Here is a 23,358-nt window from a genome sequence, read left to right on the forward strand (position 1 = left end):
ACTAGCCACAAGATGAGACTTCCATTGAGGATCGTAGCAGACTACTACGTTGATAGGTTACAGATATAAAGGTGGTGACATCAAAGTCGAGTAATACTAATAATCCGAAGCTTTCTCATAGCAGGTATTAAAAGTCGGAAGACCGAAGTCCGTAAGTCCGCAAGGACCGATAACTTTGCCTTCCGGCTTCAACACAAAGCTGTTGTTTTCTCTAAAACTTACTTCTTTCAATAATATGTCATTGTTTAGCCGAAAGCTAAAAGGCGAGAGCCTGAAGCTACAAGTGAAAACAAATACCGAATTATAAAGGAATAGCTTTAAGCTTTATGCTTTTCGCTTTCACCTTAAAAATATTCAGGTGCCTATATCGGCGGTGTCCACCTCTTCCCATTCCGAACAGAGAAGTTAAGCCCGCCAGAGCCGATGGTACTGCAGTAAAATGTGGGAGAGTAGGTCGGTGCCAAATCTTAAAGTTAAACCCGTTATCCATCCAGATAACGGGTTTCTTTGTTTATGCAACTTTTTCCCGACTGTCATCGCTGCCTGTCGAACCACACCCGCTACCGCCACTCCTCCTACTGCTACTGCTACTGCTACCGCTACTGCCACTTTCACCACCACCCAAAAACGACGACTTATGTTCACGTTCACGTTTGCACAACCAGCCTGTTTTTTTGCAACCGGCTCATAACCAGTACTTCCGGCTTCCAAATGGTGACACACTCCTGTCACCATGAACAGGGAATTATTTATTATAAATCCTTATAATAAACGAAGCATAATCAAGAAGAAAAATTTCCTATCTTCATCGGTATAACCCTAACAAACCACTAAATTTTACCAATATGAAGATTGCTATGCTTGGCTCCGGCTTTATCGCGCGTTTCTATGCCGATTCGTTAATTGGCCACCGCAGGCTGGATGTACTGCACGCTGTGTACAGCCGTAATATAGACAAAGCCAAACAGTTTGCTGCCGATTATAAACTCCCCGTTTACAGCGACAATATGGAGGAAGTTGTAAACCACTCCGAGGTAGATGTAGTGGTGATCTCACTACCCAATGATTTGCATCTCGCCGCTGTCGAGGCCTGTGCTAAAGCGGGTAAGCATGTGCTATGTACTAAACCCCTTGGCCGTACGGCGGCCGAAGCCAAACAAATGCTGGATATGGTAGAGCAGGCTGGTGTTATGGGGGGCTATCTCGAAGACCTATGTTATACCCCAAAATTCAATAAAAGCCTGGCGAGTGTAAAAGCAGGTGCGTTGGGCAGGGTGTTGTGGGCTAAAAGCCGCGAGGCACACCCCGGGCCGCATAGCGATTGGTTTTGGGATAAAGAACAAAGCGGCGGCGGTTGTATTGTAGATCTGGGTTGCCATTGTATAGAAATAGCCCGCAGCTATATAGGTAAGAGCGTTCGGCCGGTAGAGGTAATGTGCTGGGCAGCCACACAGGTTCATCCCATTGATGCTGAAGACAATGCCATAGGTATGGTAAAATATGCCAACGGCGCTATCGGCCAGTTTGAAGTAAGCTGGTGTTTTCGCGGTGGTATGGACCTGCGCGATGAGGTGATGGGCACCGAAGGCACTATCTGGATAAATAACTTTTTACGCACCGGTTTCGATATGTTCAGTACAGGAAAAGGTGGTGGTTACGTGGCCGAAAAAGCGGAAAGCAGCCAAGGTTGGCTATTTCCGGTTGGTGACGAGGTAAACGAATTGGGCTACAATCATATGTTTACAGATATGTTTGAGGCTGTTGAGCAGAATCGCACGCCTGTAGAAACGTTTTACGATGGCTATGTGGTAAATGCGATTATTGATGCGGCCTACGCGTCTGCCAAAAGTGGTGTGTGGGAACCGGTTAAAATTGACGACTGGCGGGGTGATAACAATACTAAAATTGCAACCGAATTTGCCAATTTCGATGAGCAATATTATCTTATCAAGGAAGAGATACTACCACATGGCGAAAGAAAACTGATATTGAAGGATAAGGTTAGTGGAGAAGTGGTGGTGAGGGATTTGTAGTAGAAATATTATCGGCCTGCATGCAAGTTAAATTAACAAACCCTGTCATTTCGAGGAAATCGCAGCGGCGAGAAATCTTGTTATTTCAAGCATATCGCCTACTTGCATTATATAACAAGATTTCTCCTCGTACCTCGTTCGAAATGACATCCCTTTAAATTAAAACGATATGAACAGAAGAACATTCCTTTACAGCAGCGGTATGCTGGCAGCTATAAGCGTATCGCCGGCAATGGCTTTGGCCAGGCACGCAAAGCCAACCCCTGGTATCCAGCTTTACATGGTAAAGGAAGATATGGAACGTGACCCAATAGGTACCCTAAAACAACTGGGCGCAATGGGCTATACCCAGATAGAAAGCTACGGTAGTGATAAAGGTATGTTTTGGGGCAAAACGAATACGGAGTTTAAAAAGATAGCAGCCGGTTATGGCCTTAACCTGGTAAGTACGCACTATAACCCCTGCACACTGCCCGAATTTGATAAGCTGGCAGCACAAGCCGCGGAGATAGGTATGAAATACCTGGTATGCCCATGGCTTGGCCCGCAAAAATCTATTGAAGCGTTTAAAAACTTTGCCGATGATTTTAATAAACGTGGTGCTATTTGTAAAAAGCACGGATTGCGCTTTGGTTACCATCCTCATGATTATCCTTACAAACCTGTAGATAGCCAATTGCCTATTGATGTATTACTTGCCGGTACAGATAAAGACCTGGTAGATTTCCAGATGGACGTTTATTATACCGTAACCGAAGGCGCCGACCCATACGCATACATGCGTAAACATAAAGGCCGCTTTAAACTGGCCCACCTGCGCGATGTACTTACGAAGCGCCTCCCTGCTAATAGCAAAGATGAATCGGCATGTGATATGGGTGAAGGAATTATCAACTTTCGGAAGTTGATTACTACCGGGCAAGATACCGGCATGAAATATTTTTTTGTTGAGCAAAGCCGGTTCTTCCACGAAACCCCTCTGCAAAGCGCCAAAAAGAACGCGGCTTATTTGAAGGCGCTGAAACTAAGTTAAAGTCAAAAGTTATAAGCGCATGTTGATCGTATTGAAAGACTGCTTAAAGGCATGGTTTTCAAATGGTTCGACAGGCTCACCATAACAATTCAAAATTTGTCAGTCTGAGCTTGTAAATACGTACATGTTACTAATGGTTCGACAGGCTCACCATAACAAATTTTGATTCCCTCCCTCGGGAGGGTAAGGGAGGGGTTTAGCCTATAGGCAATCTTTAAAATTACACAAAGTATAACCTCTTCCCCAATTGCACTACCGGTAGTGGCCTCCGCAGATAAATAGTTTTAAACAAAAAAGCCTGTACAGTTTGTAAACTGCACAGGCTTTTTTTGTCTTGGCTCTTAATTCTTATATCTTAACTTTTTCCCTACAACAAATAGATCTTAAAGAAACGTTTACCGTACTCGCCCCAACCTTCCATAGCTTTGGTAAGGGTTGTTTTAAGGTTGGCCGAATTGGTTACCTTACCTTTTGCGGGTGCACGCAGGCTGCTTTCAGGAATTGGTAAATCGGTAACTTTGGTAGCAAACCAGGTGACGTTCTCATGCGGCAGGGCAAGGCCAAGGATCATCCCCGGTAAACCACTAAACGACTCCGGGCCGCCAGATACTGGGATCTCATCGCTATAAAAGGCAACCACGTAAATAGAATCCATTACCAGGGCGTTGGCACGGCGGCACATGTAGCCTGCAATCTCGCGTGTTTCATCGGTAATTTTCCAGTTTATTTTACGGGCGGTATCTTTTACTAAAAATGTTTCCTCAAACACCTTTTTGTTGGTGGTGCTCAGGTTGGTGTTCAGATCGGTAAAAGTGGTATTTATTTGTTGTGCCAGTGGCATATCGCTAAACCAGCTGTTTGATGCCGGTGCGTTATCAATAACCGGTGCATAAAGCGTTTTGTTATCACCAAAAGTCAGCGTGCTTTTCAGCACTTTAAATTGCGGATTATTTTTTTTGTATTGCTCAAATGCAGGTGCATACCAGGTTTCGTTATCCTTGTTTATTACCGCTTTAATTACACCGTACATGTTTACCCTTTTTTCGAATTCGATGGTGCCCGATGTGGTGAAATGCGCGTTCTGTGCAAATAAAGCGCTGCCGCTAATGAGGCAGGTTATTAATAATATTAAGTGCTTTTTCATTGCTGTTTATCTTCGTTGTAATTTATCTTAAATTATTTTTTTGCCGGTGTGCCGCCGCCCATTCCGCTAAAATCCCATGACAGCGATACCATATAATACCTGCGGATGGTAGTGTAACGGTTTTCGGTAATAAAGGTGCTTGATGCGCTACGGGTAAAGCCAGCGTTTTGGTTTAACAAGTCGTTACCGCTTAAGGTTAATTTTAAGCCTTCGCTTTTAAGAAATGCTTTGCTTAAACGCGCGTTAATAATAGTTTGGCGGAAATCGTTAGCGAAAGATTGGGTAGCTGCGGTGTACTGATATTGGCCATCACTGCTTACCTCTATCTTCCACGGCAAGTAAACCTGTACCCAATACCTGGCATTAAAACCACGGCCATTATTGTTGATGTCTTTATTTAGTGATGATTGTGCCAATGTATAATTAGGCCCACCGCTTAAATATATCGAATACTTTTTCTCTTTGTTTTTAGATAATCCTAATTCACCACCGTAGGTGTTTGATCTGGTTTTGTTTACGGCGTTGTCCTGCAAACTAAAGTATGTGTTACCGTCAGTATTTAACCTGGCGTTTACATTTATGCCTGCAAAGCCAAGCTTACGGCTCATATCCAGGTTTAGGCTAAAGTTGTATGGCTTTTCGCCGGGCAGGTTAATAGACTGCGATGTGCTTTTACCTAAGGTTTTATCGGTAACCACATTGTTTACAATAGGGTTTGTGGTAAAGCTGTAGTTACCATTCAACCATATCGATTGATCGCTTAATACCTTGTACATGTTGTAATAGCCGTAAAAGCTATTAGTGAAAGATGGTTTTAAGTTAGGGTTACCAACGGTAATATTCAATGGATCTGTATTCACCAGGATAGGTTGTAACTGATCTATTGTTGGCTGGGTTTGGTTACCGTAGTAGCCCAGGTTTAAATTGCTATAGGTAGATATTTTGTATGAGTAGTTAGCCTGCGGGCTCCAGTTAGTGAAGTTACGGCTTATAGACATATTGTTAACCTCATTTTCCTGCTTATAATCTACATTAGTAACACGCGTACCAAAGCGCAGGTTACTTTTGCCTTTTTTGTAATTAAAATTAATACCTCCCTGGTTGGATGTTTGGTTGAAAATATAGTGGTTACTCAGCAAGGTGTTTAATTGATCATATTCGCCACCAGCCGATTTATCGAACGATTTTCTGTCGGCATTACTGTTATTTAAACCAAAGCCATAATTAAATACAATGGCCAGGGCTTTGGTAATAGGCTCGGTGTAGGTTAAGTTGGTATTTAACCTTGATGTTTTGGTATTATCTGTTTTACGCTGATCGATGATTTCTTTGGTAGTTGGGGCACTATTCAGGTCAAAATAATCTATCTCCGATCTTAAAAAGCCATCTGCCTTATTTTCGGTACGGCCAGCGCTTACGTTCAATGAAATGGTGCGGCCCGGCTTCTTAAACTTTTTATTGTAAAATACAGTAGCGTTATACAATTGCTGATCAACACTGTTGTCAATACGTTTTTGGTTGGTATTAAGCAACGATTCGTTTTCGCGCCTGCTGCTTGAAGTATCCCGGGTATGTGTGTCGCTGTTTTTTAGCGTCGCATCCATCGATATTTTTAGGTTTGATGTAGTATCCAGCTTAACCGAATAGGTTGCATCGAGCTTTTGCCTGAAAATACTGTTGTTAAAGGTATTGTCGGCTACCGTTTTAATAACGCGGTTTGCTGTAGGGTCGGCGGGGTTTTCGGGCAGGTTTTGCTGCGATTTATTATTACGCGTACCGTCAACTTCTAACGAACCCGCCTTATAGTTGGTGTTTAACGCGTATTTGTCGTTCTTCCATTTATCATCATAATGCACACCACCGGTATAGGCCTTAGGGATACCCTGGTTATTATAACGGCCATCAAATGAATCGAGCTCGTCGCGGCCGCTGCTGCTAAAATACATACCGCCATCGTCGGTAAACTGCATCCCGTCGCTTGTGCCCAACTTATTGTTATCTTGCCAGCTAAGGCCTATTTTGCCGGTATTAGCGCCAACACCGTAAACGCTAAACTTCTTTTTACCCTTAAATTTATTATAAAGGCCCTGCGCCTGGTAATAGCCATCGGTACCAATGCCGGCATCGAGCTTACCAAAGTAGCCGTTCTTTTTATCCTCTTTTAGTTTGATGTTGATGGTTTTGGTTTTTTGCCCGTCATCAATACCTGTAAAAGTAGCCTGGTCGCTTTTTTTGTCATAAAGCTGCACTTTATCTACCATATCGCCGCGGATGTTTTTGGTAACCAGGGTAGGGTCGTCGCCAAAAAACTCTTCACCATCTACCAGTACTTTTTGTACGGTTTGGCCCTGGGCTGTAATTTTACCGTCCTTATCTACCTGTATGCCGGGTAGTTGTTTCAGCAGGTCCTCCACCTTTGAGTTTGGCTGAATGGTGTATGCTTTGGCGTTAAACTCGGTAGTATCGCCCTTAATTTTAATGGCGGCAACCGTTCCTTTTATCAATACCTCTTTTAGTAACCTCGATTTTAGGTTCATGGCGATGGTACCGACATTGAATGTGGTTTTGGCAGAATCTAACGTAAAATGTTCTACGTAATCCGCATAGCCGGGGTAGGTTACAAGCAGTATGAATTTGCCTTTGTTAAGGTTAGTTAAACTAAACGACCCATTGGCCGCGGCCCTTGTAAATTTACGAAGAGTGGAATCTTTAGCGTTTAACACGCTGATGGAAGTATTAACCAGTTTTACATTGGCAACACTATCAACAGCAACGCCTTTTACCGAATAGTTGTTGGTTTGCGCGAACGCAGATAGAGAACAAACGCAGAATAATACGAGCGCCGTAATTGTGAATTTCATAACAGGTTTAATGAGCCACCAAGATATAACTAAATTCTTAGTAATAGAAAGGTTATTTGTGTTAAAAAGTGTTAAATCTGTGTTTAGAGTACAATAGTCACACTATTGTTACTGTGCCTCGTTATTATTTAACAAATAACTCGCTAATAACTTGAAGGTAAATGGTGAGGATGTAAGCACTGTTAAATTGAAATTATAACGGCATGTGTTAAGCGCAATTACTATGAAGTTAATTGCGCTTAATTGTTAAGAAATGTAAAGCTGACGGCTGCACAGAAGCGTTAGCCGGGGAGTTAAAAGGTAAATGGGCTGTTAAAGGCTGCAAAAGGCGGCAGCGACTGATCTTTGGCAGACAGGATAGCGTCCTTTTCGCTAACGCCCCAACCAATGGCTAATTGCGGGTCGTTCCAGGCGGCGGCAATCTCCGATTCTTTATGGTACAGGCCGCCGCTAACTTTATAAACAAAAATGGTATTGTCTTGCAGGGTGGCAAAACCATGCAAGCAGCCCGGTGGTACCCAAAGCTGTAATTTATTATCGGCACTAAGCTCAACCGCCACATGCCTGCCATACGTGGGCGAGCCTTTACGGACATCAACCGCTACATCCAACACCGCGCCTTGTATAACCCTAACCAGTTTACCCTGCGCATAAGGCGGGGCTTGCGCGTGCAGGCCGCGCACCGTGTTTTTTTGCGAGAAAGATTGATTATCCTGCACAAAATCGGCCTTTATACCGGCCTCTTCAAACGAACGTTTACTATAGCTTTCGTAAAAATAGCCGCGTTCGTCGCTTATTACTTTTGGTTCAAATATCAGTACGCCGGGTATAATAGTTTCGGTAAAGCCCATGGTTTAGTCTACGGTTTTCATTAAAGTATTGAATAATACAAACCGCTCGTTAAATTGTTGTTGGTGCAGATCCTGATGTTTAAATAAATGTTTGGTATAATATTCCTGGAACTGCTCAATAGTATCAGCGTTAAACTGTACGCAGTAGGTGATACCATCGTTTGGCGAATCGATAATTGATAGCAAACGGTACGAGCTGAAGTAACCTGTAGACATCACCAATGGGATATGCACATTCTTCATCCAGTCAAGCCATTCCTGCTCAACAGTATCATCTAAAATTACGGTGTCATTATATACGATCATGCGGCAAAGCTACAATTTTGATCAGATAGATTTCACCGATTATGGGATTGATTTCACCGATAGCCGTTATTAACGTAGCGGTTTACTAATCTTTAATCACCAACCCCCGATCTTTATCAAGAAGCATCATTCTTATCACCCCTTAATAACCTGAACCGTTTACGGGCGTCGTTTATCCAAAGGCTGGCGGGGTAATCGGTAATTATTTTTTGGTAGTAGGTTTTAGCAAGGTTGGCGTCGTTTAGTTTGGTTTCGTAAATGTCGCCAAGCATATACACAGCGTCATCGGCCCAAAGGTCGGTTGAATGTTTTTCGGTTATGGTTTTTAAAACAACAACCGCATTGGTAAAATCTTTTTGCTGTATCAGGATGCGTGCCTTTGCCATTAGTATATCGGCCTCAAGGGCGTTGCCCGGGTATTTTTTATCGATGCTGTCCAGCGTTATCACCGCCTTTTCAGGCTGTTCGGCAAATATCAGCAGGTCGGCACGTGAGTAGATCTTTAGCGCGCTGCCCGTACTATCGGCATGGAGATTATCAGATATTAAGAGCGATAAGTTAAGCGCGTCATTAGCTATCAACTGCGTAGTGGCGGCTTTTAAAATATCCAGCTGCCGGCGTGCCCAGTTAAAGTCGCCGGTGTAATAGGCCATTTTAGCGTTGCGTAAAAGCGCTTCCTGCGCAATATTGGTGTTGGGGTTATCTTTCTCTACCTGGCTGTATAGTAAGGTAGCATCCCATGGCTGGTTGTTAAGCAGGTACACATCACCCAGGTCCAGTTTGCAGGCAGCTACAAGTGCAGGCCTCACCCCGGGTAAGGCAATGGCGCTTTCCAGTAAAGCCTGTGCCTCTTTTAGCTTATGTAATTTAAAGGCCTGTAAATTGGCCAGTTTTTCCATCGCGAAAACGGTGCTGCGGTTACGGCCAACCTCATCAAGCAGGCTTATATAATCTTTTTCCAAACTAAGCAGGTCGACCTGAACATATTTGCCCGATGTAACTTTTAGATTTTTGGTGTTAATAAGTTCCACCTTAGCCGGAATGTAATTAGAGTTATCCTTACCGCCTTTGCTAATAATGTACTCATACCCGCGTATGGCAGCATCGTATGCCTCACTGGCAACCAGTGTGCGGCATATGTCAAAAATTGCCGAGCCATCATCATTTTGGCGGCGGCTTAATGCCAGCGCCTGGTTAAGCGCCATATCATAATCTTTTTGCTGCAGATACTGCCAGGTAAGCAGGTTGGCGTATATCAGTTGCTGCGGGTCTTTCTGGATGCGTTTTAACAGCGCCATCTTTAGCATATCGTAATCTTCGGGCCCTTCGTAAACGCTGGCAAGGGTACTTTCGGCCTGGCTAATAAACGCCGGGTTAGTGGGCAAAAAATTAAGGTATTCTTCGGTTAGTTCTTCCTTATCGCGTTTGTAACGGTAAAGGCTTATCAGTTCAAAAGCAAAGGCCGATTCGTTATGAATGAGCTTACGACCCTGTAAGAATATTTTGATGGCATAATCCGCATTTGCGCTCTGGTAAAACTGGGATGCAATACCTGCAATAGCGTTTTGATCGGCAGGCAGATTTTTGATCAGGTCGTTGTATAAAGCTTCCGCTTTAGCAGTATTGCCCTGTTGCGTATAAACAGTACCTAAAGCGATAATAAATTCGTTATTGCCGGGGTATTTGCGCAGCATTTTTTTAGCGATGGCTTCGGCATCATCATATTTTTTAAAAGTTAGCAACACATTAAAATATTGCTGAAAGTAGGTTTCGCCATCCTGCTTAAATAACTTTTGATATAGGTCAAGCGCCTTTTGCTGCTCGCCGTTCGCTGCGTATTGGCGTGCCAGCAACAGGTCGTTATTTTGGGCTAAAAGGCGTGTGCTGCAAATAAATAATGCCAATGCTAAGACATATAATCGCTTCATGTTTTTTTAATATTTTAGTATGGCCGGCGTATCATATATGTAACGCGCAAAGCGGGTAAAATTGTAGTGACATTAACGCAAAGATTAACTAAAATAACTATTTTGACCACTCTTAACATTAGTATAACCAGATGCGGGATCTTTTAAGATCATATATATTTGTTGCTATCCTACTATTTGCGTGCGCATGCAAACAAAACAGCGTAAGGCAGATCCCTGTAAATGATTTTTTTAAGACGCCCGAGAAAAGCTTTTTTAAGATATCTCCCGATGGTAAATATATATCTTATTTAAAGCCATATAAAGATAAGCAAAATATATACATCAGGTCCTTACAGAGCGGTACCGAACAAATGGCCACTTCCTTTACCGATTATTCGGTACGTGATTACACCTGGACCTATAACAACCAGATCGTATTTACACAGGATATTATAGCCGTTGATGAATTTAAGCTTTACACGCTTGATGTGGCTACCCTCAAATTTAAAAATCTGTTAAATTTAGATAAGGCACGCATCCGCATCCTTAACCGTAACCGCCAGCAACCCGATGTAATTACCGTGGCTATGAACAAGCGCGACCCGGTTAACTTTGATGTGTACCGCCTTAATGTAAAAACAGGTGAACTAAAGCCATACCTGCTAAATCCCGGCAATATTACCAAGTGGTACCCCGACCCTAATGGCAGCATTCGCCTGGTAAAGGTATCTGACGGGGTTAACGAAAGCATCCTGTACCGCGCAAATGATAATGCCCCGTTTAAACCTATAATCAAAAGTAATTTTAATGATAGGGTAGAGCCAATTGCCTTTACCGGTGATAACGATAATTTTTACGCCTTATCAAACGTTAACCGCGACAAAACAGCATTAATTGAGATAGACGCGAAAACGGGTAAAGATAATAAAGTGATCTACGCCAGCGACAAGGCCGATATTTTGGATGTGGGTTATTCAAAAATTAAACGCCGTATAGAACTGGTATCATGGGAAGAAGCCAAGCCACAAAAATATTTTTTGGATAAAAGCATCGAAAAGATCTACAATAACCTATCGGCCAAAATAAAGGGCAACCAGTTAGATATTGTTGACCGCGACAGCGCCGAAAATAAATTTATCATCTCCGGCTCTAATGATAAAAATCCCGGTTCGTACTATTTATATGAGCGCAATGCGGATAAGCTAACCAAACTGGCAGACATTAACCCCGAGATAAAATCGGCAGAATTATCTGATATGCAGCCTGTGTCTTTTAAGGCGAGCGATGGCATGCTTATCAACGGCTATTTAACCATTCCTAACGGTAAGGAGAAAAAGAACCTGCCTGTAGTGGTTATGCCGCATGATAATATTTGGGGGCGTAACTCCTGGGATTATAATGCCGAGGTGCAGTTTTTAGCTAACCGTGGTTACGCGGTATTCCAGGTAAACTTCAGGGGCTCGGCAGGTTATGGTAAGGCATTCCGCACCGCGGGCTTTAAACAGGTTGGAGGTAAGATACAGCAGGATATAACCGATGGTGTAAAATGGCTTATTGCTAATAAGATCGCCAACCCTAAAAAGATAGCCATATTTGGTGGTAGTTTTGGCGGGTTTTCGGCCTTGTACGGCGTATCGTTCCACCCTGAGTTGTATAACTGCGCGGTGGTGAAATATGGATTAATAAACTTTTTTACTTACCTAAAAGATGCACCTCCATTTTTTAAACCATTCTTAAAAATGACCTACGAAATGGTTGGTAACCCCGAAACGGATGCCGAGCAGCTAAGGGCCATATCGCCGGTTTTCCATACCGATAAAATTAAAAGTCCGCTGTTGATATTCCAGGGTGCAAAAGATCCGCGGGCCAACATCAGCGAGCTTAACCAGTTTGTACGCGAGCTTAAAAAGCGTAATGTGCCGGTAATCTACCGCCTTAAAGAGAACGAACGCGCCTATTTTAAAAGCGAGCACAACCGTATGGAAATGTACGCCGAGATAGAATCTTTCCTGAATACCAATATGCAGGTTAAACCCTAACCTGTTATGAAAGGGCAGCAGAACTTATACCGCAAAAATTTTTCGCTGATAACCGCTTTCCTGGTGCTGATAACCGTGAGCCTTGTTATAGCGGTGATCATTTCATACAACCTTACCGCTAAATATGTAGAGAACGAGTTTGCATCTAAAAAGGTTGAGGTGTTAGATCAAACGGTAAAACCTTACAATGATTTTTTCTCGGTAAAGATCCCCGAGATAACCTCGTACCAGGGCTTCCTGGATTCGGCATCTGCGGCAAATTATTCGGCCACTGTATTTAAAACTTACCCGTTTGTGCGCCGTGTTTTGTTTTACGACATTCAAATTGGTAACCCTGTTTCCAAAACAAAATTCAGTAATAATACAGGCATTTCCGTTAAGGCTATTTATCAATACAAACCAAAAAGGGGTGTTGTAAAGGGCTTTAAAGACATGGCATGGTCTAATACCGACGATTTTAAGCAAATGGCCCTAAAGCTGAGCGATTTTATAAGCGTGGCCGATACATCAAGACTGCCCACGCAGGATGAGATCTTCCGCACGTTTTACAACGTTACGCCGGATAAGATCAGCTACCTAAATATCCCTCGCCGGGAGGATATCCGTATATATAAGTCGCTGCTAAAGAATGAGAACATAAAAGCATTTTACAAGCAAAATATGATGACCTTTTTGCTGGATGCGCACCAGTTAAAAGTTAAAAACACCCATCCCGAGCTTTACCAGCAGGTTACCATACAACCCGTAGTGTACGACCCGCTCGACGTAGAGGGCGGCCGCAAAATAACCGAAGCCGCGCTTACAGGTGCCTTCTCAAATTTTAAGCTATACTTCACATCAACCAATGAACACCTGAGCCGCGAAATAGACAGGCGGTTTTTACCCATTGGGGCTATTGTGCTGCTTATTTATTTCTTTTTAGTGCTTATTGGCTGGCTTATATACCGCAATCTTAACATTAACCTAAAGGTGTTTAAACTGCAGTATGATTTTATAAACAACTTTACCCACGAGTTTAAAACCCCCGTAAGCGTTATAAAAATTGCCGGTTCGAACTTAAAGGGCGATGCCGAACTAAGCGCACGCCAGCGCCGGCATTATGGTAAGATATTGGATGAGGAAGCCGATAAACTAAACGAGCTGATGAATAAATTGCTATCGTTTACACAATTAGAAAATCGCTCGATAACGGTTAAGCGCGAGGAGATAATACTTGAAGATTTTGTAAAGGGCTATATTGAAACCTTTAAAATAAAATACCCCGATTTTAAGCTGGAGTATAAAATTGAAGGCGTAAACAAATTTCATAGCGACCCTGTATTACTGGGCAGTGTGTTTCAAAATTTAATGGAGAACGCCTACAAATACTCGCACCCTGGTAAAAAGGAATTATTTATAACTATTAAGCCCGAAAAGCGCAATATTGTATTTTCGTTTACTGATAAAGGCATAGGGATGGCCCGATATGAACAGGGTGATGTGTTTAAAAAGTTTTACCGAATAGAGAACCAGTACAACCAAAACGGAAGCGTGGGATTGGGGCTTGCTTTTTGTAAAGAACTGGTTAACTTTATGAACGGAGAAATTGACGTTACAAGCAAACTTAATATAGGTTCAACCTTTATGGTAACGCTACCATTAGAGCATTGAGGAGAAGGGTAGCCCTTACAGGGCAAAGGTTAAACAATTTGTGTGCTACAAAGCGGTTGTCCCTATGGGACAATGCTACAGGTAGCATTTTATAATAAAGAGTAAGGCATTGCTCCGTAGGAGCTACCGCTTTGTAGAAAAAACAAAAACGCAATTCATTTGCTACCAAAGCGGTTGTCCGTATGGGATATGCTACAGGTAGCATTTTTATGATAAAGAGTAAGGCATTACTCCGTAGGAGCTACCGCTTTGTAAAAAACAAAAACGCAATTAAATTGCTCCGTAGGTGCAAAACATATTGATTACGACAATGAATAAAGAAATAAAAATAGCGCTGGTTGAAGATGATGAGAACCTTAGGTTTTTAGTTGCCGAACGCCTGCAAAGCGAAGGATATAAAGTTTTAGAAAGCGGCAATGGCGAAGAAGCCGAAGCGATGATACTTGCCGAGCAACCCGATATTGTACTTTTAGACTGGATGCTTCCCGGCAAACAGGGTAGCGAGGTTTGTGCCAACCTGCGCGAGAAAGGGTTTGATAAGCTCATTATTATGATGACGGCAAAAGCACAGGACATTGATAAGATTGGCGCCTATAACTTTGGCGTAAGCGATTATATTACTAAGCCATTTAACATGGATGTGCTGGTGGCTATGATAGATAGCAAGATCAAATTCTCGTTAAATAATGAGAAAGCCGAATCGCATAAGTTTGGTAACATGGAGCACCTGCCGAATACCCACCTGCTTATTCGCGATGGCCGTAAAACAGAGCTAACCATACTGGAGAACCGCATTCTGCTATACTTCCTTAAAAACAAGAACAAGGTTATAAACCGCGAAGAACTGATGATGGAGGTGTGGGGCTACAATGCCGATGTAAATACCCGTACGCTGGATATGCACATCGTGCGCCTCCGCAAAAAGATAGAGAACAACCCCGATTCGCCAACATACCTGCAAACGGTAAGGGGCATTGGGTATAAATTTGTTTATTAAGAATTTTCTAAATGTTATTACGAGAAGCGTAGCGACCTGGCAATCTCAGAGGACAAGCGGATATGCTGAGATTGCCACGCTATCGCTCGCTATGACATGGTTAATTAAGCTTTTTGTGAAGCCTGGTCAGCACAAACTCCCCAAAAAAGCTTTTCTCATCTGCCACTTTATACCCGTTGGTATTAAACTGCTTTGCCACATCCGGTAAATGCCACGACTCTACGCCGCACAGTATTTTAAAGAACAGCAACATACTTTTTAGCATGGCGTATTGCCACCATTTACCTGTCAACTGAAAGTCGGTGTAAAGCCAAAGTCCGCCGGGTTTTAGGGCTTGATGGATAGGGTTGAATGCGCCGGGTAAGGTGTCTTCGGTAAAATTATCAAACAGGAACGGGGTTATCACCACATCAAAATCCTGCGACAGTTCTGCTTGTTGGATGCTTTTATTAATAAATGTTACCTGATTGCTGCCGGTATTACGCTTTTGAGATAAGGCCATCATTTTTGCCGAGATCTCTACGTAAGTAATGTTTAAACCTGATGGATAAATTTTACTTATTTCTTCTAATATCCACCCGGTGCCTCCGCCGACTATCAAAATGTTTGATTTTTTGGGTATACATGGCAACAGGTAAACTTGCGCGTTGATCAACGTCTTGCCGAAAACCAGTCGCGAGAGGCGGTCATAAAAACTTGCCGAGTTATCGTAATTAGCCGGCATAGATGCCGTAAATTAAATTAAAGCCTATTACCATTACGTATTGCAGTATCAATACGCCATCCAGATAAAAGAAATAATAGTACTCATCTTTCTCCCACTTCGATTTAAAAATGAGCCAACCCATCAATATAGCGGTGATGGTTAGGGCAAAAAAGTCTAAATTAAAGCCTTTATTTCTGAAGAGGAAGAGCAATACGATATAACCTCCCAGCAGGAACTGGCAAAAAAGGTAGGCATTCTTTTCGCCCCAGGCAACAGGGATGGTTTTTAAACCTGCCTGCCTGTCGCTAAACAGGTCGCGGATATCAAACGGGATAGCAAGTGCGAATATCAGCAGGAAACGCTTGGCCATTAAAATAGTAATATCCCTTGTAGATATATCTGCCAGGTGCAGGTCCTGTGCTTCCAATACAGGCAATAGTACGCAGCTTAAGGTCCAAACGAGGGTTATTAAAAAGGTTTTTAGCCCCGGGATGTTACGCAAACCAAACTTTTGCTCCCCAACGGTAAACAGGGGTAAGCTGTAGCAAAAAGACAGTATTGCCGAAAATACCAGCAAGATCCTCGACTCCATCGACAACAAAAAGAACAGAGGGATGAGCGAAAGCAGGCTGATCATGGTGAAGGTTACCATTAACCTATAATGCGCGAAAAACCAGCGTACGCGTTTGTAGGGGGATTTATCGGGATGTTTGGGCTTACTTAATAATATGCTGAAGTTATAAATGCCAAGCGTTGACGTAAACAAAAGCCCCAATACAGTATAAACGGGTTTTGAATCGATAAGGTGAAAGGTTACCAATGCTTGCGCCACAGCGCATAACGACATGAAGATATTACTGAACAGCAAAAAATCAAACGCGCTTTGGAAGGCTTTTTTCATCGGTTTTGCTAAAATACAGCAATGCAGCTAAAAAAGGAATAAATATTTAATAGCAGATCAAATTCCCTCCCTTAGGAGGGGCGGGCAAGGTTGTGTGGTGCAGGGAGGGGTTGTGCAGCCAACTAAGTGTATAGCTTATCCTTTCTATATCTTCACCAAGGGAAGAAGTAGCATACCCCACTGCTTAACAAATTTTACGCTTTTAATGCAGGGTCTTCGCCGGCTTTTAGTGTGAATACAGTAATTTCGGGTAACATACCTATCCTGCCCGGGTAGCCTAAAAAGCCGTACCCTACATTCACATAAATTTGCTGGTGTTTTTCGCGGTACAGCCCCGCCCATTCAGTGTATACATATTCTATCGGGCTCCACTGAAAACCGGGTGTGCGTACACCAAACTGCATGCCGTGGGTATGCCCGCTAAACATCACATCTATTTGGGGGTATTTAGGGATCACTTCGGCGCGCCAGTGCGATGGGTCATGCGATAGCAGGAGTTTTACCGGCAGGTCATCGGTACCTTTTACAGCTTCTTCCATTTTACCGTATTTAGGGAAACGGCTCATTTGCCCCCAGTTGCCAATGCCTAAAATACCCAGTTCCTGTCCGTCAATTTTCAGGCGGCGATGCTCGTCGGTTAACAAGTCCCAGCCCATGGTTTTATGCGCCTGGTGCATATCCTGTAAGTTTTTGTCTTTGGCGGCATAAGTAGGCCAGTTGCCGTAATCGCCATAATCGTGGTTGCCCAGTATAGAGTAAACGCCCAATGGCGCTTTTACTTTTTTAAATACATCAATAACCCGGTTAACTTCTGATGTTTGTCCGTTTACCAAATCGCCTGTAAAAAATATCACGTCGGTTTTTTGATCGAGCAGCATTTGTACACCGCCCTGCATATTGTGCACGCTATGGAAACTGCCCGAATGGATGTCAGAAATTTGACCAATACGCATACCGTCGAAAGCTTTTGGCAGGTTGGGCAGGTACAGGTTTACATCTATAACGCGATAATCATACAAACCTTTAGACATGTTGTGCTTAATGAGGTACAGCGGAACAGCGCCCGCCAGTATCCCCGCCTTCATCAAAAACTCCGACCGTGGGATAGATTTAAAGCCATTGTCCTTTTCGGGATCGGGAGAGGTTTTATTTTTATGAATGAGGTAAATAATAAACCTGCGCAGGTCATCAACCGCGATGAACAGTACGTAAAATATCTTAAATAGAAACGTAATAAAAAACAAGAACAGGAATGCCCCACGTGCCCCAACCGACATCTTACTGTAGATACTTAGCAGTAAAATAGTGATCAGGAATATGGAAGAAAGCCAGTAAAGGCTTAAAAACCATTTTTTACGGGTAAACTGCCGTTTTATAAAGGCAGTTTGCAAGCCCCGTAAAATGTAATAGTCAATTATAATAAGTACAAGCGGTACAAGTATAAAGTATAGGGCGTTTCCCTGCATTATGTTCTAAGCTGATGCGTAATAAAATTAGTAGCGGTCGTCGATGTCCAGGTCATCTTCGTCGGGCTCTAAATTAAACAAGCTGTTGAACATATCCGAAAATGCAAAGCCATTATCTAAAAATCCTTTACTTAACTGCGAAAATTCGGCCAGTCCATGTAGTACAAACTCCATTAACAACAGCGTTTGGTTCTCGCTTAGTTTAGGATGGAATTTTTTAACCACATCCTTTAACCCCGGTACAGCGTTTAAATTTTTCTTATAATCTACAAACGACAGATCATCAACCAACGATAGCGTGTTGCCATCACTAAACCAGTTGATAATATCGGCATAGGGGTTTGGCGCTTTGCTCTTTTTAGATTTTTCGGGATCGGGAAAGAATTGCAGCAATAAAGTTTTTATGGCTTTGCCGATAAGTATGTTAGCTACCTTTCCCGGGCCTTCCAGCTCACCCTCGTAAACTAACTCTATTTTACCGGTAATAGCCGGGATAACGCCAAGGAAATCGGAGATACGCACAAACGTGCTTTTTTCGCCATTGATGATCATGCGGCGTTCGGCGTTGCTTATCAGGTTTTCGTATGATGAGATAGTTAAGCGTGCCGATACACCCGATTTTTTATCGATGTATTCGGAGTTACGGGCTTCAAAAGCAATCTGCTCTACCATATCTTTTACCAAACCATCCGCCTCAACTGTAGTGCGCTGCTCGGGCGACAGCAGAGCTTCCTGCTGGGTAATTTTTCGCGAGATCTCTACCGTACGAGGGTAGTGGGTAAGTATCTGGCTTTCTATACGGTCTTTCAGCGGCGTTACTATCGATCCACGGTTGGTGTAATCTTCCGGGTTGGCGGTAAATACAAACTGGATATCTAAAGGCAGGCGCAGTTTGAAACCACGGATCTGGATATCGCGCTCTTGCAATATATTGAATAAGGATACCTGGATGCGTGCCTGCAGATCGGGCAGCTCATTTATCACAAAAATACCCCGGTGCGCACGTGGAATTAAGCCGAAGTGGATAACACGCTCGTCCGAATAAGTAAGCTTCATGGTGGCGGCCTTGATAGGGTCAACGTCACCAATCAGGTCGGCAACGGTAACATCAGGCGTAGCCAGCTTTTCGGTATAGCGCTCGCTGCGGTGTATCCATCCTATCGGGGTATCATCACCCTTGCTTTCTACCGTGCTGTGGCCATACCAGCTTATAGGGGCTAAAGGATCATCAAATAACTCCGATCCTTCGATGTATGGCACATACTCATCCAGCAGGTTTACCAGCAAACGCGCTATACGTGTTTTTGCCTGCCCGCGTAAGCCTAGCAATAAAATGTTGTGACGCGATAGTATGGCGGTTTGCAGATCGGGTATAACCGTATCTTCAAAACCGATGATGCCTTCAAAACCGCCTTCTTTTTGCTGTAGTTGTTTAATTAAGTTAGCCCTTAACTCGTCTTTAACAGACCGGCTTACATAACCGCTTTTTTTAAGTTCGCCAAGGGTTTTTATATCTAATAATTTGCTCATGTTCTAAATTTGAATATTTGATGATTTGAGAATTTGAGATGTTGAAACGTGACTAATTTTCAAATTGACACATGTTCAAATCGTCAAATTACTTCACGTTCTTTCTTCGGTTTCGGGCGTAATCTTCAAATATGTATTCGCCAAGATTGTTTAACGAGCTGTAGAACGCCTTACCACCGTTAGTTTCGGTAAACTGGCGTACAAACTGCTGCAGGTATGGGTCTTTAGCAATCATAAACGTGGTGATAGGTATTTTAAGCCTTTTACATTGTGCCGCCATGTTTAGGGTTTTGTTCACTACCTTCCTGTCCAGCCCTATGCTGTTTTTATAATATTTGGTGCCTTCTTTTAAGCAGGTTGGCTTACCATCGGTTATCATAAAAATTTGCTTGTTGTGCGTTTTACGGCGGCGAAGCATGTCGGTAGCCAGTTCCAACCCCGCATAGGTATTGGTGTGGTAGGGGCCAACCTGTAAGTAGGGCAGGTCCTGCAAGGTAATGGGCCATGCATCGTTACCAAAAACCACAATATCTAATGTGTCTTTAGGGTACTTGGTGCGGATCAGTTCTGCCAGTGCCATGGCAACTTTTTTGGCAGGGGTTATCCTGTCTTCGCCGTAGAGGATCATGGAGTGCGAAATGTCTATCATCAATACCGTGCTGGTGAGGGTTTTGTAATCCATTTCCTCAACCTCCAGGTCGCGCTCAGTCATCATAAAGTCGCCGCCTATACCGTGGTTAACCTGCGCGTTCTGGATAGATTGCGTCATGTCTATCTGGTCCAGGCTGTCGCCGAACTCAAATTCGCGGCGCTCGGCATTCTTCTCATCGCCCTGCCCGCTTTGCGGTGATCGGTGGTTGCCCTTGCCCGATTTTTTCAGTTTGCCAAAGATCTCTTCTAAAGCCGATTGACGGATGCTTTGCTCGGTCTTGGCTGTAATGCTAAAGTTCCCGCTTTGGTTATCTTCGTTCAGATAACCCTTTTGCTTCAGCTCGTCAATAAAATCGCCCATGCCATACTCGTCATTGGTGATGTTGTATTGCTTATCTAACTCATTTAGCCACGCCAAAGCCTCCCCTGCATCACCGGCGGTATAGTTCAATAATTCCAGGAATAGTTTTAGTAATTCTTCAAATCCACCTTTGGGGATCTGGTTTGGTTTAAACTGTGAAAATCCAAAACCACGCATATGTTACCCTTTCGTATGAGTATAAAGTAACGGATTATTTGATTGAAAAGTTTGAAACCGCGCCAATTTAGCGCAATTGTTAGCTAAGCATGACAATGCCCTAAGCCGGCCTGCTTAGCTTTTTCTGATCCTAACGATCTCGTCCTGCACATAAACCGGGTTTGCACCGCGCTGACTGGTTACAAAGGCGCCAACCGCACAGGCGTTTATTAATATTTTAGGGATGGGGTTGTTTGCCGTTAAGCCTGCAATAAAAGTTGCCAGGAACGCATCACCTGCACCAACAGTATCAGCAACATCTACGGTAAAACCCGGGTGTTCAAAAAACTCATAGTCGTGCCAGATGATGGCGCCATTCTCGCCGCGGGTTACACAAATAGTTTTGGTGTGATACTTTTTCTGAAACTCGGTTATCTTGCTTTTAAGATCGCCTTTGCCGCCGCCAATAAGCAGGTCGGCCTCTTCCTCGTTCATTTTTATAACGTTTGCACGTGCTGCAAGGGTTTCAATAGTTGCCAGTGTGTAATGGGGGTGACGCAGGTTTACGTCGAATATTTTAGTGGCGTCGGTTACATCTAACAGGTTAAGCAAAGCATCGTGCGTGGTTTTATTACGGCAAGCCAGGCTCCCAAATACAATGATCGACGCGTCCTTGCCGCCATCTTTCAGGTTATTATCCAACTGTATATTGTCCCACGAAACGGGCTGCGGAATAATGTATGTAGCCTGGTGTTTATCGTCAAGCTCTACAGTAACCTCGCAGGTTGGCAGGGCGTTATCCCTTTGTATCATAGGCGAGTGGAGTCCGTTCTTTTTCAGGAAATCTATCAGTTCGTCACCCGAAGCATCGCTGCCAACCCTGCTGGCAAGCTTTACATCTACATGCTGCTGCACCAGGTGCCTTGCAACATTCATTGGCGCGCCGCCGGCTTTTTTTTCATCGCCAAAGGCATCCCATAAAACTTCACCAAAGCACAAAACCTTATTTTTCATATGTTGTGGAACTGTAAGGCCGCAAAGCTAAAAAGGATTTACGGTAAAGCATGTTAAATTTTCAATAACACCGTTCTCAATTTCTTAACAAATGTTTAACGTTGATAGGGGCGGGTCCAGTTTTGAGAAGCCGTGGCAGGTATCTGCTGCTATCGGGTATGGGTGTGTAGTTCCCCTCTTGAGAGGGGCAATGGGTGTGTCTCTACATCAAAACACAGCTTTGCCTGCCTCCTCTCAAAATGGGAATCCTTTGCCAATCAAAATCCCTATGTTTTTTTAAATCCCGCAAATCGCGGTTATATTTAGCCTTATGAAAAAGCTTATCCTATCTTGCTGCTTGCTTCTTTTATCCTGCATCGCCGTAAAAGCGCAGGACAGACAAGCCATCGTAAAACTTATGCACGACCAGCAAATTGCCTGGAGCCACGGCGACCTGGATGGTTTTATGCGTGGTTACTGGAAATCGGACTCGCTGATGTTCATTGGCAAGCGCGGCCCAACTTATGGCTGGCAGCAAACGCTTGATAACTATAAGAAAGGCTACCCTGACAAAGCGGCCATGGGCAAGCTTACCTTTAGGATAGACAAGGTACAACTCCTCAGCAAAACCGACGCCTTTGTAATGGGCGCCTGGAGCCTCGCCCGCGAGAACGATGCCCCAGGAGGGTATTTTACCCTATGGTTCAGGAAAATAAACGGAGAATGGAAAATCGTTTGCGACCATACGAGTTAGGGGCGGTTTAATTAACGCTAATTCACCGCCAAATTAGCTATTAATACGGCTTGCCAGCAGCCAGTTCCTGCTCGGCCCACTTAACAGCAAGTTGCTCGCGGTATTTGGCGTATTTTTCTTTAAAGGTCATTTTTAGCAGGCTGTCTACACCGCCTTTTACCGCCAGGTTGTATATGCTGGCAGCTTTGCGGGTAATGGATGCATCCCATGCACGCAGGCTTAGCGAGTATGAGCCATCAATATATTTCATCCAGTGCCAATAGCCGGTTGGCATAAACAGGGTATCGCCATGTTCCAGGAAAACCTCGGTGCCTTCCACACCTTCAAGCGCGGGGAACTTTTTGGTGTCGGGGTTAAGCACATCATAATCCTCTAAGGCATAGGTAGCGTTAGGGATACAATATAAGCGGCGTTTCCATTTATTCTCGAATAATATCACATGCTTTCGGCCACCAAAATGGGTATGGAATATATGGGGCAGGTCTATATCGTAATGTAGGAATGTAACCGAATTAGATCCTCCAAAAAACATGGAGGGCATGCTCTCCAGGAAACCACCCATAAGGTCTTTCGGGAATACAATATCATCAAGCAATTGCGGGGCCTGTTTAAATATATTGAAGAAGAAAATTCGTAATTCTGTTGGTTGAGATTTGATCAGGTCGATATACTGATCAAAAGGCATTTCAGCAGCCGATGAGTTGATAGGTTTTGATGGGTCGGCCTTTGAGTTATCGTACAAGGGTACCACCTTATTGCCAACAACCTCTTTCAGGTATTCGGGCGTCCATTTATCGCGGGCAGGCCAACTTTTGGTCATGCCTTTTATAACCAGCGGACGGCGCGGGTCAAGATAGTTCTTCTTAAAATCCAGGGGGCTTATATTTTCAACAGTATCAATAGGGTGCAGTACAAAGCTCATATCTCTAACTTATAAGGTTTTTAATAGCTGCTATTAGGACGCAACTATCACCAAAAAGTTATCAAAATAACAAAATAAAAACCGAGCTACTGTT

General features: G+C 43.5%; 18 protein-coding genes and 2 rRNA genes. 8 read left to right on the forward strand and 12 right to left on the reverse strand.

Going from position 1 to position 23,358, the window contains the following annotated elements; all coding sequences use genetic code 11:
• From ACFQZI_RS11475 to ACFQZI_RS11490, 4 genes are all read left to right on the forward strand, one after another.
• Nucleotides 1-120: ribosomal RNA gene (locus ACFQZI_RS11475) — 23S ribosomal RNA — on the forward strand; the annotation flags it as partial.
• A 234-nt stretch (nt 121-354) separates the two neighbouring features.
• A 5S ribosomal RNA gene (rrf, locus tag ACFQZI_RS11480) occupies nt 355-466 on the forward strand.
• A 379-nt stretch (nt 467-845) separates the two neighbouring features.
• Entirely contained in the window at nt 846-2,033 is a 1,188-nt protein-coding gene (locus ACFQZI_RS11485) for a Gfo/Idh/MocA family protein (RefSeq protein WP_377142657.1), read from the forward strand.
• A gap of 169 nt (nt 2,034-2,202) precedes the next feature.
• Nucleotides 2,203-3,066 carry a sugar phosphate isomerase/epimerase family protein gene (locus ACFQZI_RS11490; RefSeq protein ID WP_377142659.1) on the forward strand — a complete coding sequence of 288 codons (864 nt, stop codon included), beginning with the start codon at nt 2,203-2,205 and terminating at the stop codon, nt 3,064-3,066.
• Between the two features lie 367 nt (nt 3,067-3,433).
• On the opposite strand, the gene ACFQZI_RS11495 is transcribed toward ACFQZI_RS11490, so the two are convergent.
• From ACFQZI_RS11495 to ACFQZI_RS11515, 5 genes are all read right to left on the reverse strand, one after another.
• Nucleotides 3,434-4,210, reverse strand: coding sequence for a GLPGLI family protein (locus ACFQZI_RS11495; RefSeq protein ID WP_377142661.1), 777 nt, complete (start codon nt 4,208-4,210; stop codon nt 3,434-3,436).
• A gap of 32 nt (nt 4,211-4,242) precedes the next feature.
• On the reverse strand, nt 4,243-7,071 hold the full coding sequence (locus ACFQZI_RS11500) for an outer membrane beta-barrel protein (RefSeq protein WP_377142663.1): 2,829 nt from the start codon (nt 7,069-7,071) through the stop codon (nt 4,243-4,245).
• A 293-nt stretch (nt 7,072-7,364) separates the two neighbouring features.
• On the reverse strand, nt 7,365-7,922 hold the full coding sequence (rfbC, locus tag ACFQZI_RS11505; RefSeq protein ID WP_377142665.1) for a dTDP-4-dehydrorhamnose 3,5-epimerase: 558 nt from the start codon (nt 7,920-7,922) through the stop codon (nt 7,365-7,367).
• Nucleotides 7,923-7,925: 3 nt separating this feature from the next.
• Entirely contained in the window at nt 7,926-8,228 is a 303-nt protein-coding gene (locus ACFQZI_RS11510; RefSeq protein WP_377142667.1) for a DUF4286 family protein, read from the reverse strand.
• Nucleotides 8,229-8,344: 116 nt separating this feature from the next.
• Nucleotides 8,345-10,156, reverse strand: a complete 1,812-nt coding sequence (locus tag ACFQZI_RS11515; protein ID WP_377142669.1) for a tetratricopeptide repeat protein — start codon at nt 10,154-10,156, stop codon at nt 8,345-8,347.
• Between the two features lie 131 nt (nt 10,157-10,287).
• On the opposite strand from ACFQZI_RS11515, the gene ACFQZI_RS11520 reads away from it, so the two are divergent.
• The 3 genes from ACFQZI_RS11520 to ACFQZI_RS11530 all read left to right on the forward strand — a co-directional run bounded on the left by ACFQZI_RS11520 (nt 10,288) and on the right by ACFQZI_RS11530 (nt 14,824).
• Nucleotides 10,288-12,177: an alpha/beta hydrolase family protein gene (locus ACFQZI_RS11520; RefSeq protein WP_377142671.1), complete on the forward strand. Its 1,890-nt coding sequence runs from the start codon at nt 10,288-10,290 to the stop codon at nt 12,175-12,177.
• A 6-nt stretch (nt 12,178-12,183) separates the two neighbouring features.
• Nucleotides 12,184-13,827, forward strand: a complete 1,644-nt coding sequence (locus ACFQZI_RS11525; protein ID WP_377142673.1) for a sensor histidine kinase — start codon at nt 12,184-12,186, stop codon at nt 13,825-13,827.
• Nucleotides 13,828-14,137: 310 nt separating this feature from the next.
• Nucleotides 14,138-14,824, forward strand: a complete 687-nt coding sequence (locus ACFQZI_RS11530; protein ID WP_377142675.1) for a response regulator transcription factor — start codon at nt 14,138-14,140, stop codon at nt 14,822-14,824.
• A 100-nt stretch (nt 14,825-14,924) separates the two neighbouring features.
• Here ACFQZI_RS11530 and ACFQZI_RS11535 read toward each other — a convergent pair whose 3' ends face one another.
• The 6 genes from ACFQZI_RS11535 to ACFQZI_RS11560 form a co-directional block, all read right to left on the reverse strand.
• The gene (locus tag ACFQZI_RS11535; RefSeq protein ID WP_377142677.1) at nt 14,925-15,548 is read right to left on the reverse strand and encodes a class I SAM-dependent methyltransferase; all 624 of its coding nucleotides are present in this window, start codon (nt 15,546-15,548) and stop codon (nt 14,925-14,927) included.
• Complete coding sequence (locus ACFQZI_RS11540; RefSeq protein WP_377142679.1) at nt 15,538-16,431, reverse strand: UbiA family prenyltransferase; 894 nt, start codon at nt 16,429-16,431, stop codon at nt 15,538-15,540. Before ACFQZI_RS11540 ends, ACFQZI_RS11535 begins: the two co-directional genes overlap by 11 nt.
• A gap of 194 nt (nt 16,432-16,625) precedes the next feature.
• Nucleotides 16,626-17,897, reverse strand: coding sequence for a metallophosphoesterase (locus ACFQZI_RS11545; RefSeq protein ID WP_377142681.1), 1,272 nt, complete (start codon nt 17,895-17,897; stop codon nt 16,626-16,628).
• Between the two features lie 27 nt (nt 17,898-17,924).
• Entirely contained in the window at nt 17,925-19,427 is a 1,503-nt protein-coding gene (locus ACFQZI_RS11550; protein ID WP_377142683.1) for a sigma 54-interacting transcriptional regulator, read from the reverse strand.
• Between the two features lie 88 nt (nt 19,428-19,515).
• On the reverse strand, nt 19,516-20,616 hold the full coding sequence (locus tag ACFQZI_RS11555; RefSeq protein ID WP_377142685.1) for a vWA domain-containing protein: 1,101 nt from the start codon (nt 20,614-20,616) through the stop codon (nt 19,516-19,518).
• Between the two features lie 114 nt (nt 20,617-20,730).
• Nucleotides 20,731-21,609 (reverse strand): carbohydrate kinase family protein, encoded by an 879-nt coding sequence (locus tag ACFQZI_RS11560; protein WP_377142687.1) that lies wholly within the window; start codon nt 21,607-21,609, stop codon nt 20,731-20,733.
• 310 nt (nt 21,610-21,919) lie between these two features.
• Here ACFQZI_RS11560 and ACFQZI_RS11565 point away from each other — a divergent pair, with 310 nt between their 5' ends.
• The gene (locus tag ACFQZI_RS11565) at nt 21,920-22,342 is read left to right on the forward strand and encodes a YybH family protein (protein WP_377142689.1); all 423 of its coding nucleotides are present in this window, start codon (nt 21,920-21,922) and stop codon (nt 22,340-22,342) included.
• Nucleotides 22,343-22,382: 40 nt separating this feature from the next.
• Here the strand turns inward: ACFQZI_RS11565 and ACFQZI_RS11570 are convergent, their stop codons facing one another.
• Complete coding sequence (locus ACFQZI_RS11570; protein ID WP_377142692.1) at nt 22,383-23,264, reverse strand: cupin-like domain-containing protein; 882 nt, start codon at nt 23,262-23,264, stop codon at nt 22,383-22,385.
• Nucleotides 23,265-23,358: the final 94 nt, after the last annotated feature.

The sequence above is a fragment of the Mucilaginibacter lutimaris genome (assembly GCF_042676625.1).
GTDB classification, from domain to species: Bacteria; Bacteroidota; Bacteroidia; order Sphingobacteriales; family Sphingobacteriaceae; genus Mucilaginibacter; species Mucilaginibacter lutimaris.

What these genes read in the sequence shown, in the direction of transcription:
- ACFQZI_RS11490 (WP_377142659.1), top strand. Translation starts at nt 2,203, where the DNA reads ATGAACAGAAGAACATTCCTTTACAGCAGCGGTATGCTGGCAGCTATA.
- ACFQZI_RS11555 (WP_377142685.1), bottom strand. Translation starts at nt 20,616, where the DNA reads ATGCGTGGTTTTGGATTTTCACAGTTTAAACCAAACCAGATCCCCAAA.
- ACFQZI_RS11530 (WP_377142675.1), top strand. Translation starts at nt 14,138, where the DNA reads ATGAATAAAGAAATAAAAATAGCGCTGGTTGAAGATGATGAGAACCTT.
- ACFQZI_RS11545 (WP_377142681.1), bottom strand. Translation starts at nt 17,897, where the DNA reads ATGCAGGGAAACGCCCTATACTTTATACTTGTACCGCTTGTACTTATT.
- ACFQZI_RS11535 (WP_377142677.1), bottom strand. Translation starts at nt 15,548, where the DNA reads ATGCCGGCTAATTACGATAACTCGGCAAGTTTTTATGACCGCCTCTCG.
- ACFQZI_RS11510 (WP_377142667.1), bottom strand. Translation starts at nt 8,228, where the DNA reads ATGATCGTATATAATGACACCGTAATTTTAGATGATACTGTTGAGCAG.
- ACFQZI_RS11500 (WP_377142663.1), bottom strand. Translation starts at nt 7,071, where the DNA reads ATGAAATTCACAATTACGGCGCTCGTATTATTCTGCGTTTGTTCTCTA.
- ACFQZI_RS11495 (WP_377142661.1), bottom strand. Translation starts at nt 4,210, where the DNA reads ATGAAAAAGCACTTAATATTATTAATAACCTGCCTCATTAGCGGCAGC.
- ACFQZI_RS11570 (WP_377142692.1), bottom strand. Translation starts at nt 23,264, where the DNA reads ATGAGCTTTGTACTGCACCCTATTGATACTGTTGAAAATATAAGCCCC.
- ACFQZI_RS11515 (WP_377142669.1), bottom strand. Translation starts at nt 10,156, where the DNA reads ATGAAGCGATTATATGTCTTAGCATTGGCATTATTTATTTGCAGCACA.
- ACFQZI_RS11565 (WP_377142689.1), top strand. Translation starts at nt 21,920, where the DNA reads ATGAAAAAGCTTATCCTATCTTGCTGCTTGCTTCTTTTATCCTGCATC.
- ACFQZI_RS11560 (WP_377142687.1), bottom strand. Translation starts at nt 21,609, where the DNA reads ATGAAAAATAAGGTTTTGTGCTTTGGTGAAGTTTTATGGGATGCCTTT.
- rfbC (WP_377142665.1), bottom strand. Translation starts at nt 7,922, where the DNA reads ATGGGCTTTACCGAAACTATTATACCCGGCGTACTGATATTTGAACCA.
- ACFQZI_RS11485 (WP_377142657.1), top strand. Translation starts at nt 846, where the DNA reads ATGAAGATTGCTATGCTTGGCTCCGGCTTTATCGCGCGTTTCTATGCC.
- ACFQZI_RS11525 (WP_377142673.1), top strand. Translation starts at nt 12,184, where the DNA reads ATGAAAGGGCAGCAGAACTTATACCGCAAAAATTTTTCGCTGATAACC.
- ACFQZI_RS11550 (WP_377142683.1), bottom strand. Translation starts at nt 19,427, where the DNA reads ATGAGCAAATTATTAGATATAAAAACCCTTGGCGAACTTAAAAAAAGC.
- ACFQZI_RS11540 (WP_377142679.1), bottom strand. Translation starts at nt 16,431, where the DNA reads ATGAAAAAAGCCTTCCAAAGCGCGTTTGATTTTTTGCTGTTCAGTAAT.
- ACFQZI_RS11520 (WP_377142671.1), top strand. Translation starts at nt 10,288, where the DNA reads ATGCGGGATCTTTTAAGATCATATATATTTGTTGCTATCCTACTATTT.